Origin of the sequence: Bradyrhizobium sp. 40, assembly GCF_023100925.1 — a bacterium.
In the GTDB taxonomy this organism is placed as follows: domain Bacteria; phylum Pseudomonadota; class Alphaproteobacteria; order Rhizobiales; family Xanthobacteraceae; genus Bradyrhizobium.
This window is the reverse complement of sequence record NZ_CP064688.1, coordinates 5,088,688-5,104,134: the sequence shown is the minus strand read 5'-3', so window position 1 is coordinate 5,104,134 and position 15,447 is coordinate 5,088,688. Positions and strand designations below refer to the sequence as shown.

The window sequence follows — 15,447 nt, the reverse complement described above, 5'->3', positions numbered from 1 at the left end:
GCGATGAAAAGAATCATTTGGGCCGTGGTCGGCATTGGTGTCTGTCTTCTTGCATTTCGCTTCGGCCCCTTCATCCCGGCATATGCTCAGGATGCCGACTGGCAGAAGGTGGACGAGACCCTGGGTCGCAAGCCCGCCGTCTCGGACGACGTCCGCCGTTACGGCTTTCCCCGCAGCGATCTCTCCGTGACGTTGGATGGGGTTGCGATCAAGCCGGCGCTGGCGCTGGGCGGCTGGATCGCGTTCAAGCCTGCGCATGGCGGCGCCATGGTCATGGGCGATCTCGTGCTGCTCGAGACCGAGATCAATCCTGTCATGGCGAAGATGATCGCGAGCGGGCTCGAGATCACCGCCGTGCACAATCATCTGCTGCGTGCGAGCCCGGCCACGTTCTACATGCACGTCGCCGGCCATGGCGATCCCGTCAAATTGGCCTCGGCGATCCATGATGCGCTGGCCGAAAGCAAGACCCCGCTGACGGTCACGGCGCCGGCGAACCCGCCGCCCGCCATCGACCTCGACACCGCGAAGCTCGATCAGATCATTGGCGTCAAGGGGCAGGCGAACGGCGGCGTCTACCAGTTCAACGTGAAGCGGCGCGACCCCATCACGGAAGACGGCATGTTGTTGACGCCCGTCGGCGCGATGGGCGTCGCGATCGCCATCAATTTCCAGCCGACGGGCGCGGGTAGGGCGGCCATCACCGGCGACTTCGTGCTGACCAGCGACGAGGTAAACCCGGTCATCGTGGCGCTGCGGACGCACGGCATCGAGGTGACCGCGCTGCACAGCCACATGCTGGACGAACAGCCGCGGCTCTTCTTCATGCACTTCTGGGCCAACGACGATGCCGTCAAACTTGCAGAGGGTCTCCGTGCGGCGCTCGACAAGACGGCGAGCACGAAGGGCTGACGCATGGACAAGTACGTGGACAAGCACCTGGACAAGCACCTGGACAAGCACCTGGACAAGCTCGTGGGCATGCTTGCGCTGGCATCCATGCTGGCTTTGTTAGTGGGAGGGAACGCCATGGCCGAGACCTTCAATTTCGACAACGCTGCTGCCGGAACCTCGCCCGACGGATGGACTTTGACGATGACCGGCAAGGGACAGCCGAAATGGACCGTCGAGGCCGAGTCGACAGCGCCAAGCAAGCCGAACGTCCTCAAGCAATCCGGACGGGCGACGTTTCCCCTCGCCATCAAGCGCGATACGTCCATCCGTGACGGCTTCGTCGAGGTGAAATTCAAGGCCGTCGCCGGCTCCGAGGATCGCGCGGCGGGAGTTATCTGGCGTGCGAAGGATGCCGACAATTACTACGTGGTCCGCGCGAATGCGCTGGAGGACAATGTCGTGCTGTACAAGACGGCCAATGGCGTCCGAACATCACTTGAGATCGTGGGTCGCAGAGGCGGCTATGGCGTCAGCGCGCCGGTGTCGTCGGGGCAATGGCACCTGCTGCGCTGCGACTTCGCAGGAAGTCGGTTCAAGGTGAGCTATGACGGAAGGCAATTGTTCGAGGTGGAAGACGCCACCATTCAGGACGCCGGCATGATCGGCCTTTGGACCAAGGCAGATAGCGTAACCCTGTTCGATGATCTGACATATGGTGGGATCAAATAGGCGTTTGGTCACCTTTGCCGGAGATTGCCATGAACGTTCGATGCCTGTCGGTCGCGACGGCCCTGCTGATTGCGTCCATCTGCCCGGTGCGGGCGGAGGAAGGTCTGGTCGCCTACAAATCCCTCGGTCCGGAACTGGCGCTCGATCTTGCGCGCGCTGCGTTGGCGAACTGCCGCACCCGTGGATACCAGGTTGCAGTTGCGGTCGTCGATCGCTTCGGCGTCACGCAAGTGATGTTGCGCGACCGCTTTGCAGGCCCTCACACGCCCTCGACGGCAGCAGGCAAGGCGTGGACAGCTGCCTCGTTCAAGACCAGCACGACCGAGCTGAATGCGATCAGCCAGCCGGGCATGATGCAGGCGGGCATTCGCAACCTTCCCGGAACGGTCGTCATCGCCGGAGGACTGATCGTCGAAGCCGGCGGCTCCCTGGTCGGAGCGGTCGGCGTGTCCGGTGCGCCGGGCGGTGACGCGGACGAAGCCTGCGCGAAAGCGGGAATTGACGCCATACGAGACAAGCTGGACTTCTGAGGCGTAAAGATCGTGGTGGAAAAATCTTCAGACCTTTGCGAGCTTGGCGGCCGTCCGATCCGCAGAGACAAGCAGACGCGCCGCCTTCGCACGCGCAGGTGTGGGGCGCTCACCGACAGGAATCGACAATATCCGATTTGTCACGCCAACCTGAGAAATAAGACCGTCGAGCTTCCCCAACGATTGTTCTCGATAAGCCGATGTCCGCGAGAAGCCGGTCGTCCAGTTCGAGAAGCTCGTCGTATTGGCGGCGCCGCGTGATGCCATCCAGCAGCGCGAGCGCTAGCTTCCAGAACCATCGAGGGTTTGGAGAACGAACGAAGGCTGCGTTGGATGTGCAGATTGAGCCAGTGGTGCTGTCGCAAGACATGTTTCACCTCCATAATGGAGCGAAACAACGCTTGGCTCGAAAGCTGGTCGGGCGGTTGTGTTTGACCCGATGGCGCTTGCTATCATGCTCGTCCTTGCCGCGCAAGCGACCCTGCCGACTTCGGCAAGTGACCCATTGCGGACCTCAGGTTGCTGTGGGTCGGTGGTTATCTCTACGTCATGGGGTATCCTACTCCTCCAGCCCTGCGAAGGAGCATACTTGCGTGTTTACGCTGAGCGACTCTGTCCGCCGCAGAAGCGGTGGCCCCATCATGGTAGCATCTTCTCATTGGAGCTGACTAATGCGACCGAGGATGCGTGACTGCCAAGGCTTGAGGTTTGGGTCGTTCAAATGACTTCTTGCTCGTTCGAGCACGTCGCCAGCCGGAGCCAGCCGGCCCCGAGCAAATTGTCGCTCCAACTGTTTTTCGAGAAGTGAAATCGTGGCTGGTTCCGTTATCGGAGCAAACACCAGGTCGAGCATCACATCATCTGGAAAAGTGCGCTCATCTAATCGCAAGTTGTATATGGCTTCGGTGCCCAGGTTGATCCGAAAGGCTTCGTGACTTTTGAGCAAACGAAGAATGCGCTCTCTCAATAGTTGAGGTTGCGTCCTCGATGCATTGGATGCGATCTGCGACCAGGTCCATCTTGCCGTTCCGAGCGCATCTGCGCCAATCGCGTCCTTTTGATCGAAGTATTTCTCAACGCCGGTCAGCACTTCGTCGAATGGGAACGGCTCGGCTGGTTTTCGGAGAGTTTCGATGTCAGTTCCGATAGCGTTTGCGAGAAAAGACAACCGGTCGATCGGCGGCCCTGCATCGATTGCTGGCGGTCGCCTTTCAAACAGAAGCAGGAATTGCGTTCGGTTCGAGAGGCCACCTTTGATATGACGAGCCAGAAAGCGATCCTTGCCGCCAATGCGTTCAAAATATTCGTCGGTTTCGCCCGTGAACCCCTTCGGAAGATCTGACTTTCGTGGCCATCTCGCGTCTGACGTTATTACACGTAACAGTAAACCGTCATCAAATTCGGCGACTTCCCGTCGCGTCGCACACTTTCCGGGGTAGCCCCATAGAAGAAATTCAAGAGCAAGTCTGGCGTTATCTTTCCCAAGACATGTAGCGCCCTCAGCTTGGGAATAGAGCATCCAACTACGGGGAGCCCGAGTGTTAGATCGAAGTGCAACCGTGTGATTGGATGTGGCCAGAACCTTGATACAGACCTTATCGCAAAGATTATTGTTGTCGTCTTCAACCGCGAGCAGCGTATGGTTTTTTCGCTCGGGTTCGGCCGTGTAGGATGTGAGACCTATGAACAGATCCTTTTCTTCCGTTATCAGTAAGAACGAACCGCCATAGACGATGCCGGCAAGGATGATCGGTCCAAAAACAAAGCCGATTCGCTGTTTCGCAAGTCCATAGATGGGCAAAAGAATGAACGGCGCGGCATATGCAGCGAAAAAAAGAACTATTAAGCCGGGCGCGAACATGAGCACGATGCCTATCGCGACAGCCGCGCTCCAGACGCAAGCCGCCGAGAAGGCGGCAATCACAGCGGAGATGCAAGTGTCGCCAAGAATCTTAAATAGCGCTTGAGATTTCACCTGCGATCGAGGCTCTTCGCTAGATGGTGGAACACCTTTGGTTGTGGCCCGCAGCACCCTAACGGTTGGTAAACCGTGGTCCTTGCGGAGCGACATCGGGGCGGCATCGCCAGTTTCGGTACCGAAACCGATAGGCGCTCAGTTCAGCGAAGTCCACTTGTGGGCCCTTAGCAGACATGCCACCAGCGCTTTTTCTGGAATCCGATAACCGCCCTTAACGGACTTCAGACCCCGACAGAGATCATGCCATCCGAGGCTGGCACGGAGCAGCACTACGGAACAATAAAAAGACTTCGCGGTTAAACGGTTTCCCCCGACACCGGAGTCGACCATTTGCAAGCCCACCAGTCAAAACTTGACGGGATCGACGATACTGCGCGCCTTCAACTGCTCATCGACGCAATCGTTGATTACGCCATCTACATGATCGACCTCGACGGCACAGTCCGCAGCTGGAACTCCGGTGCCCAGCGGTTGAAGGGCTACTCGCCTGACGAAATCATCGGCAAGTCGTTCGCATCCTTCTATACGCTAGATGATCGCGCCAATGGGCTTCCAGAGCGCGCCTTGAGCGTCGCAGCACGAGAAGGCCGCTTCAGCGCCGAAGGATGGAGAGTCCGCAAGAACGGAAGCCGTTTCTGGGCATCGGTCATCATCGATGCCGTCCGCAATCAAGCCGGTGAAGTGATCGGCTTCGCCAAGGTCACGCGAGACGTTACCGAACGTCAGGAAGCCCATGAAGAGCTTCTCGATGGTGAGCGGCGCTATCGCCAGCTGGTCGAGGCCGTGGTCGATTACGCGATCTTTCAGCTCGACCCACTCGGCAACGTGACAACCTGGAATCCCGGAGCAGAGCGGATCAAGGGCTACGCGCCGCCGGAGATCATCGGTCGGCATTTCAGCGCTTTTTACACGCCTGAAGAGATAGAACTCGGTGTGCCCAAGCGTGCGCTTTCAGAGGCGGCGGAGCATGGTCGCTTCGAAGCGGAAGGCTGGCGCCTGCGAAAAGACGGCTCCCGCTTTTGGGCGTCGGTCATCATCGATCGCATCACGGACGAGGCCGGAAACATCGTCGGGTTCGCCAAAGTCACGCGCGACGTTACGGACCGGAAGCGCGCCGAGGACGAGCTCAAGCACGTTCAGGAGCAACTCGCCGCATCCCAAAAGCTGGAGGCGGTGGGGCAACTCAGCGGCGGGATCGCGCACGACTTCAACAATCTGCTCATGATCGTCCTTGGCAATCTCGAGACAGCTGAACGGCACGCCAAGGCGCCCGGAGCCAATCTGAACCGGGCGCTCGCAAACGCCAAACGAGGCGCGCAGAGAGCCGCGGCGTTGACCAGTCGCTTGTTGGCATTTTCGCGCCGACAAGCGCTTGATCCCAAACCAATCAACATAAACAACTACGTCAATAGCCTGCAGGAATTCCTTCAGCGCACGCTCGGAGAGCGCATCGAAGTCCAGACCGTCGGAAGTGCGGGTCTTTGGGAAATCGAAGCCGACGCCAATCATCTGGAGTCAGCCATCGTCAACCTGGCAATCAACGCTCGTGACGCAATGCCCGACGGCGGAAAGCTGACTTTGGAAGCAGCCAACATCTCCGCCGACGATGATTACTGCCGGCTCAATCCTGAACTGGCGCCCGGTCAGTACGTCGCCATTTGCGTGACTGACACCGGAGGCGGAATGTCGCGGGACGTTCTCAGTCACGCCTTTGAGCCCTTCTTTACGACAAAGGAGCCGGGCCACGGCACCGGGCTTGGCCTGAGCCAGGTCTACGGCTTCGTCAAGCAATCCGGAGGCCACGCAAAAATCTACAGCGAGGTGGGGCAAGGCACCACCATCAAGATGTACTTTCCGCGCTTTTCCGGAAGCACACCGCGCGAGGAAATCGCACCCGAAGAAATTGCCGAGGGTGAGCTATCCGAGACCGTTCTCGTCGTCGAGGACGATGAAGATCTGCGCGTCTATATCTCTGACGTCCTGCGGGAGCTCAACTATCGCGTCCTCTCGGCCCGCAGCGCCCAGGCCGCTCTGACCATTCTCCTGCAAGACGACTCGAAGGTGGACCTTCTTCTCACTGACGTGGTCATGCCGGGGATCAATGGTCGCGAACTCGGCAGGCGCGCGCATCAAATTAGACCTGGACTGAAGATCCTGTACATGACCGGCTATTCGCGCAATGCCGTGGTCCATCAGGGAAGGCTTGATGAAGGCGTCAACCTGCTGGAGAAGCCAATCTCGCAAGCCAAACTAGCGCTGAAGGTGCGAGAGATTCTGGATCAGTTTGAATGACCAAGGTCTAACCAGCGGTAGTATCCTGACCGCTGGCCGGCGGCGATCACTGTAGCACCGTCCGCTCTCTGGGCCTTAGCCGTCATCCCTTCCTGTCTGCCTGGTGCCTCAACGGGCACCAAGATTCCCGTACTGCGCTCACCCTGAGGGAGTGGATCGGTAGCCGGACTTTCCCCGCTTGACCTTTTTTCGCGCCGTGAGATTTTTACGGGTCGGAGAAAAGCCGGGGGCGGCGATGAAACTGTTGACCGAATACCTAGAGCGCGCCGTCAGTCTGGAGAAATTGGCGGCGGGCGAGCAGGATTCGACCTTCAAAACTCAGCTGTTGAACCAGGCGGCGGCTTACAGAAAGCTGGCGGCAAAGCGCGCCTTGGAATACGGACTGCCGCCACCAAGCCCGCCAGAAGAACCGCCGCAGCCCTGAGAGCGTGAAAAGATCGATCTCGATCCAGGCCGCCTGCGGCCGTGCGGCTGGTGTGATGTCAGGCGCGATAAGCCGCCGGCCAAGCCAAAAGTGAAAGTCCGCGAGGGCGACTAGGCCCGGCGGCGCATCCTCCACGAGCATGTCGCCGGCCTTCGCGAATTGATCGGGAAGTCGCGCAAGAAGCTGCACTCCTGAAGTCGAGCTGACATTCGTTGGGCGGGGGACCCTTGCTCGCTGTGTTCAAAATGGAAAATAACTCTTTATCGCGAGTTCCTTCCCCGATCGCACAGCGGGGTGCGCAGGGGGACAGCATGCAAGGGGCGGGAGTTACTATCCTCGTCGTCGAAGACGAACAGCTTATCCGCGACATGGTGGCCGACGCATTGTCAGATGGCGGCTTTGAAGCCGAAGTCGCCGTCAGTGGGGAGGATGCAGTTAGTCTTCTGCAGGGCAACCAAACCAAGTATCGCGCACTCGTTACCGATATAAATTTGTTCGGAAAGCTCGATGGCTGGCAAATCGGCCATCGCGCCAGGGAGCTAAATCCGGACATCTCTGTGATTTACATGACAGGCGCGGCGGCCGATCAATGGCCCGCCCACGGCGTGCCCAACAGCATCTTGCTGACCAAGCCATTTGCACCTGCGCAAATCGTGACCGCCGTAGCTCAACTTCTGAACACCGGAGCTCCGCCCGCTCAGTCCTGAGGGGAGTGGACGAAGCCTTCGCCGACCGAGGCAGCCTTAGTTATTCGAAGGGCTTGGGCGGCTGTTCGGCCATGGCCTCGACATCGATGGCAGGAAGCTCGCCGGTGCCGTCTTTCAGGTCTGAGGCACGCTGTACGAAGCCAGCAGCGACCGTGGGATCCTTTGTGGTTTTTGCCATGCGCAGCAATTCCGCTGCGGCCTCACGGGCGAACTGGTTTAAGCGCGACCCGGTTGGACATCCGACACTCAGCCGACGTGGAATGATTCAAGGGTCGAATGTTCGTTCCGAATTCAGGCGGGGACAATCTCGAACGAGCCCCGCCATTCTAAGCGCAAGCTGCTCCAGCATGAAAAAACCCGCAGCGGATTGCTCCGCGCGGGTGAACTTTCGATGATGCCATTCTGCCAGTGTTTTGCCCGACGAGTCAAAGCCGAACAGCGCGACGGGCAGGGATGTATCGGTCCGGCAAACGCCTATTTGGTGCAACCAAAATGGCTAACGATTTCAACGCCCCCGCTACTGTGCATGGGGTTGTTTTTCGAGTTTTTGTTTTTGCGCTGCCAAAGCGGAGCCCTTCAGCGCCGGCCGCGCGGCGCCTCCGCCTTGGCCGGCGCCTCGGTCTGCGGGCCGCAACTCGCGGCCGCAAGCGAGCCTTGCGCCTGCGGCATCAGGCCGGGCTCGGCGGCGAGAGCCTTCATCACGATCAGGCCGGTGGTGCTGGGGGAATCGATGATCAGGCGGTCGGCGGCGGTGATCTCTTCGTCCTCCGGCAGTTCGTTGTGCTGCGGCTCGGTCATCAAATCGAGCTCGATCACCTTCTTGCCGGCCGAGCGGTCGTTGATGGCGTAATAGGCGATCTCGTTGCGGGTGTAGAACGACACCGAGGTGTAGGCCTGGCTGACGGGGACCGTCAGCTTGATCGGCCCGTTCGACAGATCGTAGCGGCAGATCGCCAGCGCAAAGGCCGGGTCCATGAACGGCATCGGCGAGGTGCTGGGATCGGCGAGCGGAAGCTGGGTGACGCCGTTGAGCTTCGTCATCGGCGTCAGCCGCGAATAGGCGTCCTGGGTCGCGATCCGCGGCAACGCCAGCACGCTGACGAGATGGACCACGAGGCCCAGCACCACGCCGGCAACGATTGTGAACAACAGCCGGATCATGAGCAGCCCGCCGTCGTGATGGTGGGCATCGGCGCGTCGCGCTGGGTGCGGGTGGCAACGCCGACCGGGGTGTCGTAGAGTCGCAGCATCAGCGCGTAACGCTCGATGCCGCCGGTCGGCAGCCAGTTGCCGGCGCGCGAGCGCGAGGCGATGCGGATCTCGAACGAGCCGTCGGACTGCCGCACGATCTCCTGGCTGGTGAAGCCGTAGCGCTGCAGCGAATTCGGGACGAGATGACCCTTGCGGTCATAAAGCGTCAGCGTCCAGAACCGTGCCGGCGGCGTCACGCCGGAGACCACGACGTCGCAGCGGCCGTCGAGCACCTTCTTCTTGTCGTCGGCGGTCGCGGTGAAGGCGACGCCGTCGCCGGTGCCGATCGGCAGCTCGCCGTTGCGCACGATGGTGGCGCGCGAATACGGATCGACATCGGCGGTGCCGGTGCGCGGACGCGCGGTCCAGGGGCCGATGGTCAGCGCGCCGATCTCGGTGCCGCGCGTCGTCGTCATCCAGGTCGCGCCGACGCCCACCACGGTTGCGAGCAGAAGGGCCGTCAATGTGATCAGGATCAGCCGCACTTGTTTCGATCAGTTCTTGCGCGGGGCGGATGCGTTCGCATTCTCTTCCGCATAGTTCTGCGGGAAGGCGAGCGCGCTCGTGGACGATGCCGGCTTGGCTTGCTTGGGATCGGTGGCCGCCGATTTGGTCGCGGTCCTGGCAGCGTCATCCAGCAGCTTCTCGACCCGCACCAACACGTCGGCGCCGCGCTTGGTCAATACCGGCGGCGGACCGGGCTTGGTCTCCAGCACCTTCGGCGCCGCATTGGCCTGCGCGTTGGCGATCCGCTCGGGCGGCAGCTTCTGGCCCATGCCGATGCCGGCGATTTCCCGGACCTCAACGCCCTGATGCGCCGCGAGCATGATGTCGTGCCAGGTCTGCGCCGGCAGCGAGCCGCCGGTCATGCGGTTGGTCGGCGAATAGTCGTCATTGCCGTACCAGACCGCGCAGGTGAAATTGCCGGTGTAGCCGACGAACCAGGCGTCGCGATAGGCATTGGTGGTGCCGGTCTTGCCCGCGGTCGGAATGCCGTCAAGGGCTGCGCGGCGCGCGGTGCCTTCGCTGACGACGTGGCTCATCATGCCGGCCATGTCGGCGGCCACCGAGGCGGGGATCGCCTGGCGCGGCTTCGGCCCGTCGCGGTCCCAGCGCCAGACCGGATCGCCTGCGCCGGTGCGCACTTCGAGCACGGAATGCGGCGTCACCGCCTTGCCGCGGTTGGGGAAGGTCGCATACGCCACCGCGTGCTCGAGCACGGTGACTTCGTCCGAGCCGATCGGCAGCGACGGCGTGTCGGGCAGCGGCGCCTTGAGGCCGAAGCGGCGGGCGACCTCGACGATCTTGGCGCGGCCGACCTTGGCCGGGTTCTGCGCTTTGGGCTCGTTCTTCTGGCCGATGGCGATCGACAGCTTGACGGGCACCACGTTGATCGAACGCGTGATCGCCTGCGTCAGCGTCACTGCGCCGGAATAGGAATGGCCATAGTTCTGCGGGCACCAATTGCCGATGCAGACCGGGCCGTCGACCACGATCGAATTCGGCGTGAAGCCGTTGAGGAGCGCGGTGGTGTAGACGTAAGGCTTGAACGACGAGCCCGGCTGGCGGTAGGCGTCGGTGGCGCGGTTGAACTGGCTGGCGCCGTAGTCGCGGCCGCCGACCATGGCGCGAATGCCGCCGTCGAGATCGGAGACGACGGTCGCTGCCTGGGTCGCGTGATAGTCGCGGCCGAACTGGCGGAGCTGGTTCTCGACCGCGTCCTCCGCGGCCTTCTGCACATTGGTGTCGATCGCGAGCCGGACCACGAAGACGCGCTCGGTGTAGGATTTCGGGAAGGTGTCGACCAGCTTGCGCATCTCGTCGAAGGCGTAGTCGAGATAGTAATTCGGCGACGCCTCGTAGCGGCGGTCGACCGCGAACGCGGGATTGCGGCGGGCGCCGAACACCTGGCCCTCGGTCATGAAGCCGGCGTCGACGAGGTTGTCGAGCACGACGTTGGCGCGGGCGCGTGCGGCGGGCAGGTTGATGTGAGGCGCGTATTTGGTCGGCGCCTTGAACAGGCCGGCGAGCATCGCGGCTTCGGCGAGCGTCACGTCACGTGCCGACTTGTTGAAGTAGAAATGCGCGGCGCCGTCGACGCCGAAGGTGCCGCCGCCCATATAGGCGCGGTCGAGATACAGCTTGAGGATCTCGTTCTTGGTCAGGCGCCATTCCAGCCAGACCGCGAGGAAGGCTTCGTTGACCTTGCGTTCGATGGTGCGCTCGTTACTCAGGAACAGGTTCTTGGCGAGCTGCTGGGTGATCGAGGAGCCGCCCTGGCGGACGCCGCCAGCCTGGGCGTTGGTGACGAGCGCGCGCGCGGTGCCGGCGATGTCGATGCCGAAATGCTCGTAGAAGCGGCGGTCCTCGGTCGCGAGGGTCGCCTTGATCAGCACGTCCGGAAAATCTTCCAGCGGGATCGAATCGTTGTGCTTGATGCCGCGGCTGCCGATCGGGTTGCCGTAGCGGTCGAGGAAGGTCACCGCGAGGTCGGACTTCTTCAGCCAGTCCTCGTCCGCGGTCTCGCGGAAGGCGGGGATGGCGAGGGTCAGCATCACAACCAGGCCGCCGAGGCCCAGCGTCGCAGCCTCCGACAGCGGCTCGATGAACACCCAGCGCTTCCAACGCCCGACATAGAAGCGGTCCATGAAGGTCGAGTAGCGCTCGTAGAGCTCGCGGATGCCCTTGGCCGAGGAGAACAGCGAGGAGTCGATGCGCGCATCGAGGTCCAGGAAGAAATTCCGGATCCGGGCCTTCCAATGCGGTGGTATGATCTGGCGCACCTAGAACCCTTGCGGCTTGGTTCGAAAGCGTTCAAGCACCCGGCCGGGGCGGCATCGAGACGTCTTGCGGGAGTGTTGCGGCAAACCCAAGGCGCCCGGCCAGCGACGGTGGGGACTTGCTGTTCCTTCTAGCCGAGCAGGGCCTATAAACCAATGGTCACGCTTGCGATTTTGAACAACAGGCCTAATTGACCCCGGTTCATTACGGGCCTCACGCGGGCGTTGCTTGCAGCCCCGCGGCCGCACGCCCTAGATGGCACCAGCCGTAGCTCTTTCGAACTTTTGTTGAGGCGCATGACCGCAGCTCCCAAACGACCTTCAGGCCAGGAAGGATTCTTCTGGAAAACCAAGACGTTGGAAGAGATGTCGGGGCCCGAATGGGAGAGCCTGTGCGACGGCTGCGGCCGCTGCTGCCTGAACAAGCTCGAGGAAGATGGCACCGGTGACATCTATTTCACCCATGTCGGCTGCAAGCTGCTCGATGGGGTGACCTGCGGCTGCAAGGACTATGCGAATCGTTCCGACAAGGTTCCGGACTGCGTCCGCCTGACCCCGGCCAATGTCCGCACCCTGAACTGGCTGCCGCCGAGCTGCGGCTACAAGCTCGTCGCGGAAGGCCGCGACCTCTATTGGTGGCATCCGCTGGTGTCAGGCGACCCCGACACCGTGCATGAGGCGGGCGTCTCCGTGCGCGGACGGGTCGAAGGCAGCGAGGTGGAGATCCCGGACGATGAGCTCGAGAACCACATCGTGCAGTGGCCGGCGCAGCTTCCGAAACGGGCCCGGCTGAAGCGACGTCCGAAGGACTGATCCGCCTGCGAGATCGACGTCGCACCGGCGCGGACGCCCAGCCTCTGGCGCAGCATATTGATACAATCTGAGATTGTGATAGACTGGCGCCGTTTTACGGATCCGTTTTTTCTCTTGCCTTCTGTTTTCAGTCCCCCACCCGGGGGCGTAAATCTTTGGAGAGGCTTATGGCAAAGTCGCAAAAGCAGGCGAAGAAATCTCCCGTGGTCAAAGGTCAGGCCCGGCCATTTTGTCAGAACGGCCCAAGAGTCCTGCCGCAGCTCAGTCCGGCTGTCATGGCCGACACCCTTCGCGCACGTGCGATTATCTCGAGCCGATCCAAGTGGGTGAACGGCACGGTCCTGCACTACTGCTTTTTCACCTCGGGTCACTTTGAAGTTCCCAGGGCCCAGGCGGACGCGGTACGCAAGGCTTTCGCGAAATGGAAGGCGGTAGGCATCGGCCTCGAATTCCAGGAGGTCTCCCAACTCGCTGAAGCCGAAGTGCGAATTGGCTATTCAGTGCCAGACGGATCGTCGGCCTCGCAGGTTGGCAGGGACGTGCTGCAGGTATCCCAGACCGAGCCGACCACCGTGTATGGTTGGGATCTGACCTCGCAATATGGCAGCGGCACTGCGCTGCACGAACTCGGACACGTGCTTGGCATGGAGCACGAGCATCAAAACCCCTTCGCCGGCATCAAGTGGCATGACGAGGCTGTTTACAAGTCGCTGGGCGCCCCGCCCAACAAGTGGAGCCGCTCGACGACGTTTCACAACATCCTGGAGAAGCTCACCCCGCAGCAGGTACAGGGTTCAACATGGGACCCGGATTCCATCATGGAATACGAGTTTGAGCCGGGGCTGATTGCGGAGCCGAAGCCTTACGAGGCCAATGGTCTGGTTCCTCCGGGGACGCTCTCCGCCGGAGACAAGCAGTGGATCCGCCGTTGGTATCCGCCGCTACAGCCGGCCTTGACGACGCTTCAGCCCTTCCATCCGGCCGTGGTCGATCTCGCCGCTGGTCAGCAGATGGACTATGCGATCAAACCCAGCGCCTCACGCAAATATACCATCGAGACCAAAGGGCCGTCTGACGCAACGCTGGTCCTGTTCGAGGAGGTGAACGGAACGCCGCGGTTTCTCGTGGGCGACGATGATAGCGGCGAGGATCGAAACGCGAGGATTTCCTACAAATTGTTCGCCGGCCGAAGCTATATCGCCCGGCTGCGACTGGTGCATCCAGGCCCCTCGGGCAAGACGGCACTGATGTTTTCCTAAAGGTGCCCTGGGACGTCGCAGGGCTGCCAGCAGCGACGGGGGCCCTGCGACTCTCACTTGGGTCCGTACGCCAATCGTCGCGATGGCCCGACTTTGGGATGCACCCATGCGCCGCGGTGCCTGCCTGGGAAGAACTTTGCTGTCTACATTGGACTGCATAGAACGAATCCTTCGCGGCGTTGCGCCGCCCCATGGCTTCCGGTCGAGATGAACAAGTTCGAGCGGCAGAGCAGTTCTGCCGACACCCAGACATTGCCCGACGACATCGCCGAGGAATTGTCACGCCTTCCTAGCGAGGTCTTGAGCGTCGATGACGCTCCCTCGCTCGCGCCGCCGGCACCGCTGTCGCAGGACGAGGTCCGCACCATTGTCATCAGCCTGATGCTGACGATGTTCCTGGCCGCACTGGACCAGACCATCGTTGCCACCGCGCTGCCGACCATCGGACGCCAGTTCCACGACGTCTCCAATCTCTCCTGGGTCATCACAGCCTATCTGCTCGCCTCGACCGCGGTCGCGCCGGTATTCGGCACGCTCAGCGACATCTACGGACGCCGCGTGATGATCATCATCTCGCTCAGCCTGTTCGTCGCGGGCTCGGTGCTGTGCGCGATCGCGCCGAACCTGCCGATGCTGATTCTCGCACGCGGTCTCCAGGGACTGGGCGGCGGCGGCATCATGCCTGTCGTGCAGACCGTGATTTCCGACGTCGTGAGCCCACGCGAGCGCGGCCAGTACCAGGCCTATTTCTCCAGCGTGTGGATGGTCGGCGGCATTCTCGGCCCGGTCATCGGCGGCGTGTTCGCCCAGCATCTGCACTGGTCGATGATCTTCTGGATCAATGTGCCGCTCGCGGTCGCGGCGATCGCGCTGCTGCTGCCCAGGATGAAAAAGATCCCGGTGTTCCACCGCAAGCGCAAGGTCGACTGGCTCGGCGGCGTGCTGCTGATGGCCTCCGCCGTCGTCTTCATGCTGGTGCTGACCTGGGGCGGCACGCGCTTCCCGTGGCTCTCGCCGACCGTACTTGCGATGGTGGGCGGTGCCGTCGCGCTCGCGGTCACTTTCGTGTGGCATGCGCGCCGCGCCGACGAGCCGTTCCTGCCGCTGCCGCTGCTCGGAGGATCGGTTGTGCCGTTCGGGCTGACGGCGGGCGGCTGCGCGCTCGGTGCGATCACGGGCCTCACGGTGCAGCTGCCGCTCTACTACGAGGCGGTCTATCACCTCAGCGCCAGCGAAGCGGGCCTCGCGCTGATTCCGCTCGCGGCGGTCTCGACCGTCGGCGCGGCCGTCGCCGGCCGCACCATGGCGCGCGCCAAGCACTACAAGCGGGTCGCCATCGTCGGAACGTCCTGGGCTGCGCTGTGCGGCCTCGGCCTGACGTTGACGACGTTGCCGCTCTGGGCACTGCTGACACTGATGGCCGCGTTTGCGCTTGGCCTCGGCACCACCTTTCCGGTCTGCGTGGTCTCGGTGCAGAATTCGGTCGCCCGTCCGCAGGTCGGCACCATCACCGGCGCCTTGAACTTCTTCCGCTCGCTGATGTCCTCGTTCACGGTCGCGGCGTTCGCGGCCATCCTGCTCATCGCCCTCGGTGCCGACGTTCCACTCGCCGGCGAGCATCACGGCGCCGTCAATGCGATCCCCGCCGAGGACATGCGGCATGCGTTCCGTTACGTGTTCGGCGCCGCCACGGCGCTGATGGCCGGCGCCGCGCTCTGCCTGATCATGATGGAGGAGCGCCCGCTGGCCGGTCCCTCCGTCACGCAGCAGGTGGAGATGGCGGAGTAAGG

General features: G+C 62.0%; 15 protein-coding genes. 9 read left to right on the top strand and 6 right to left on the bottom strand.

Annotation, left to right across the window (positions count from 1 at the left end; all coding sequences use genetic code 11):
* The first annotated feature begins 3 nt into the window (after positions 1-3).
* The 3 genes from IVB40_RS24655 to IVB40_RS24645 are packed head-to-tail and all read left to right on the top strand — an operon-like array spanning position 4 to position 2,153.
* A complete protein-coding gene (locus IVB40_RS24655) occupies positions 4-912 on the top strand; it encodes a DUF1259 domain-containing protein (RefSeq protein WP_247816588.1) in 909 nt (302 codons plus the stop codon).
* A 3-nt stretch (positions 913-915) separates the two neighbouring features.
* Positions 916-1,623 carry a hypothetical protein gene (locus IVB40_RS24650; RefSeq protein ID WP_247816587.1) on the top strand — a complete coding sequence of 236 codons (708 nt, stop codon included), beginning with the start codon at positions 916-918 and terminating at the stop codon, positions 1,621-1,623.
* A 29-nt stretch (positions 1,624-1,652) separates the two neighbouring features.
* The gene (locus IVB40_RS24645; protein ID WP_247288807.1) at positions 1,653-2,153 is read left to right on the top strand and encodes a heme-binding protein; all 501 of its coding nucleotides are present in this window, start codon (positions 1,653-1,655) and stop codon (positions 2,151-2,153) included.
* Positions 2,154-2,262: 109 nt separating this feature from the next.
* On the opposite strand, the gene IVB40_RS24640 is transcribed toward IVB40_RS24645, so the two are convergent.
* Both IVB40_RS24640 and IVB40_RS24635 read right to left on the bottom strand, forming a co-directional pair.
* Positions 2,263-2,523 carry a DUF1127 domain-containing protein gene (locus IVB40_RS24640; protein WP_247816586.1) on the bottom strand — a complete coding sequence of 87 codons (261 nt, stop codon included), beginning with the start codon at positions 2,521-2,523 and terminating at the stop codon, positions 2,263-2,265.
* Between the two features lie 285 nt (positions 2,524-2,808).
* Positions 2,809-4,224 (bottom strand): hypothetical protein, encoded by a 1,416-nt coding sequence (locus IVB40_RS24635; protein WP_247816585.1) that lies wholly within the window; start codon positions 4,222-4,224, stop codon positions 2,809-2,811.
* A 237-nt stretch (positions 4,225-4,461) separates the two neighbouring features.
* Here IVB40_RS24635 and IVB40_RS24630 point away from each other — a divergent pair, with 237 nt between their 5' ends.
* From IVB40_RS24630 to IVB40_RS24620, 3 genes are all read left to right on the top strand, one after another.
* A complete protein-coding gene (locus IVB40_RS24630; protein ID WP_247816584.1) occupies positions 4,462-6,423 on the top strand; it encodes a PAS domain-containing sensor histidine kinase in 1,962 nt (653 codons plus the stop codon).
* Positions 6,424-6,601: 178 nt separating this feature from the next.
* The gene (locus IVB40_RS24625; RefSeq protein WP_247359852.1) at positions 6,602-6,847 is read left to right on the top strand and encodes a hypothetical protein; all 246 of its coding nucleotides are present in this window, start codon (positions 6,602-6,604) and stop codon (positions 6,845-6,847) included.
* A gap of 311 nt (positions 6,848-7,158) precedes the next feature.
* Positions 7,159-7,554 (top strand): response regulator, encoded by a 396-nt coding sequence (locus tag IVB40_RS24620; RefSeq protein WP_247819586.1) that lies wholly within the window; start codon positions 7,159-7,161, stop codon positions 7,552-7,554.
* A gap of 40 nt (positions 7,555-7,594) precedes the next feature.
* On the opposite strand, the gene IVB40_RS24615 is transcribed toward IVB40_RS24620, so the two are convergent.
* From IVB40_RS24615 to IVB40_RS24600, 4 genes are all read right to left on the bottom strand, one after another.
* Positions 7,595-7,732 carry a hypothetical protein gene (locus IVB40_RS24615; RefSeq protein WP_247432951.1) on the bottom strand — a complete coding sequence of 46 codons (138 nt, stop codon included), beginning with the start codon at positions 7,730-7,732 and terminating at the stop codon, positions 7,595-7,597.
* 398 nt (positions 7,733-8,130) lie between these two features.
* The gene (locus IVB40_RS24610; protein WP_247816583.1) at positions 8,131-8,715 is read right to left on the bottom strand and encodes a DUF1254 domain-containing protein; all 585 of its coding nucleotides are present in this window, start codon (positions 8,713-8,715) and stop codon (positions 8,131-8,133) included.
* Positions 8,712-9,290 (bottom strand): DUF1214 domain-containing protein, encoded by a 579-nt coding sequence (locus tag IVB40_RS24605; protein WP_007593444.1) that lies wholly within the window; start codon positions 9,288-9,290, stop codon positions 8,712-8,714. Before IVB40_RS24605 ends, IVB40_RS24610 begins: the two co-directional genes overlap by 4 nt.
* Positions 9,291-9,299: 9 nt before the next feature.
* Positions 9,300-11,588, bottom strand: coding sequence for a PBP1A family penicillin-binding protein (locus tag IVB40_RS24600; protein ID WP_027569102.1), 2,289 nt, complete (start codon positions 11,586-11,588; stop codon positions 9,300-9,302).
* A gap of 294 nt (positions 11,589-11,882) precedes the next feature.
* Between IVB40_RS24600 and IVB40_RS24595 the strand changes: the two genes are divergently transcribed.
* From IVB40_RS24595 to IVB40_RS24585, 3 genes are all read left to right on the top strand, one after another.
* Entirely contained in the window at positions 11,883-12,398 is a 516-nt protein-coding gene (locus IVB40_RS24595) for a YcgN family cysteine cluster protein (protein WP_027569103.1), read from the top strand.
* Between the two features lie 167 nt (positions 12,399-12,565).
* Entirely contained in the window at positions 12,566-13,657 is a 1,092-nt protein-coding gene (locus IVB40_RS24590; protein WP_247359848.1) for a M12 family metallopeptidase, read from the top strand.
* Between the two features lie 207 nt (positions 13,658-13,864).
* A complete protein-coding gene (locus tag IVB40_RS24585; RefSeq protein WP_247816582.1) occupies positions 13,865-15,445 on the top strand; it encodes an MDR family MFS transporter in 1,581 nt (526 codons plus the stop codon).
* The last annotated feature ends 2 nt before the right edge of the window (positions 15,446-15,447 follow it).

What these genes read in the sequence shown, in the direction of transcription:
- IVB40_RS24590 (WP_247359848.1), top strand. Translation starts at nt 12,566, where the DNA reads ATGGCAAAGTCGCAAAAGCAGGCGAAGAAATCTCCCGTGGTCAAAGGT.
- IVB40_RS24655 (WP_247816588.1), top strand. Translation starts at nt 4, where the DNA reads ATGAAAAGAATCATTTGGGCCGTGGTCGGCATTGGTGTCTGTCTTCTT.
- IVB40_RS24650 (WP_247816587.1), top strand. Translation starts at nt 916, where the DNA reads ATGGACAAGTACGTGGACAAGCACCTGGACAAGCACCTGGACAAGCAC.
- IVB40_RS24620 (WP_247819586.1), top strand. Translation starts at nt 7,159, where the DNA reads ATGCAAGGGGCGGGAGTTACTATCCTCGTCGTCGAAGACGAACAGCTT.
- IVB40_RS24635 (WP_247816585.1), bottom strand. Translation starts at nt 4,224, where the DNA reads ATGTCGCTCCGCAAGGACCACGGTTTACCAACCGTTAGGGTGCTGCGG.
- IVB40_RS24645 (WP_247288807.1), top strand. Translation starts at nt 1,653, where the DNA reads ATGAACGTTCGATGCCTGTCGGTCGCGACGGCCCTGCTGATTGCGTCC.
- IVB40_RS24585 (WP_247816582.1), top strand. Translation starts at nt 13,865, where the DNA reads ATGAACAAGTTCGAGCGGCAGAGCAGTTCTGCCGACACCCAGACATTG.
- IVB40_RS24615 (WP_247432951.1), bottom strand. Translation starts at nt 7,732, where the DNA reads ATGGCAAAAACCACAAAGGATCCCACGGTCGCTGCTGGCTTCGTACAG.
- IVB40_RS24610 (WP_247816583.1), bottom strand. Translation starts at nt 8,715, where the DNA reads ATGATCCGGCTGTTGTTCACAATCGTTGCCGGCGTGGTGCTGGGCCTC.
- IVB40_RS24640 (WP_247816586.1), bottom strand. Translation starts at nt 2,523, where the DNA reads ATGTCTTGCGACAGCACCACTGGCTCAATCTGCACATCCAACGCAGCC.
- IVB40_RS24595 (WP_027569103.1), top strand. Translation starts at nt 11,883, where the DNA reads ATGACCGCAGCTCCCAAACGACCTTCAGGCCAGGAAGGATTCTTCTGG.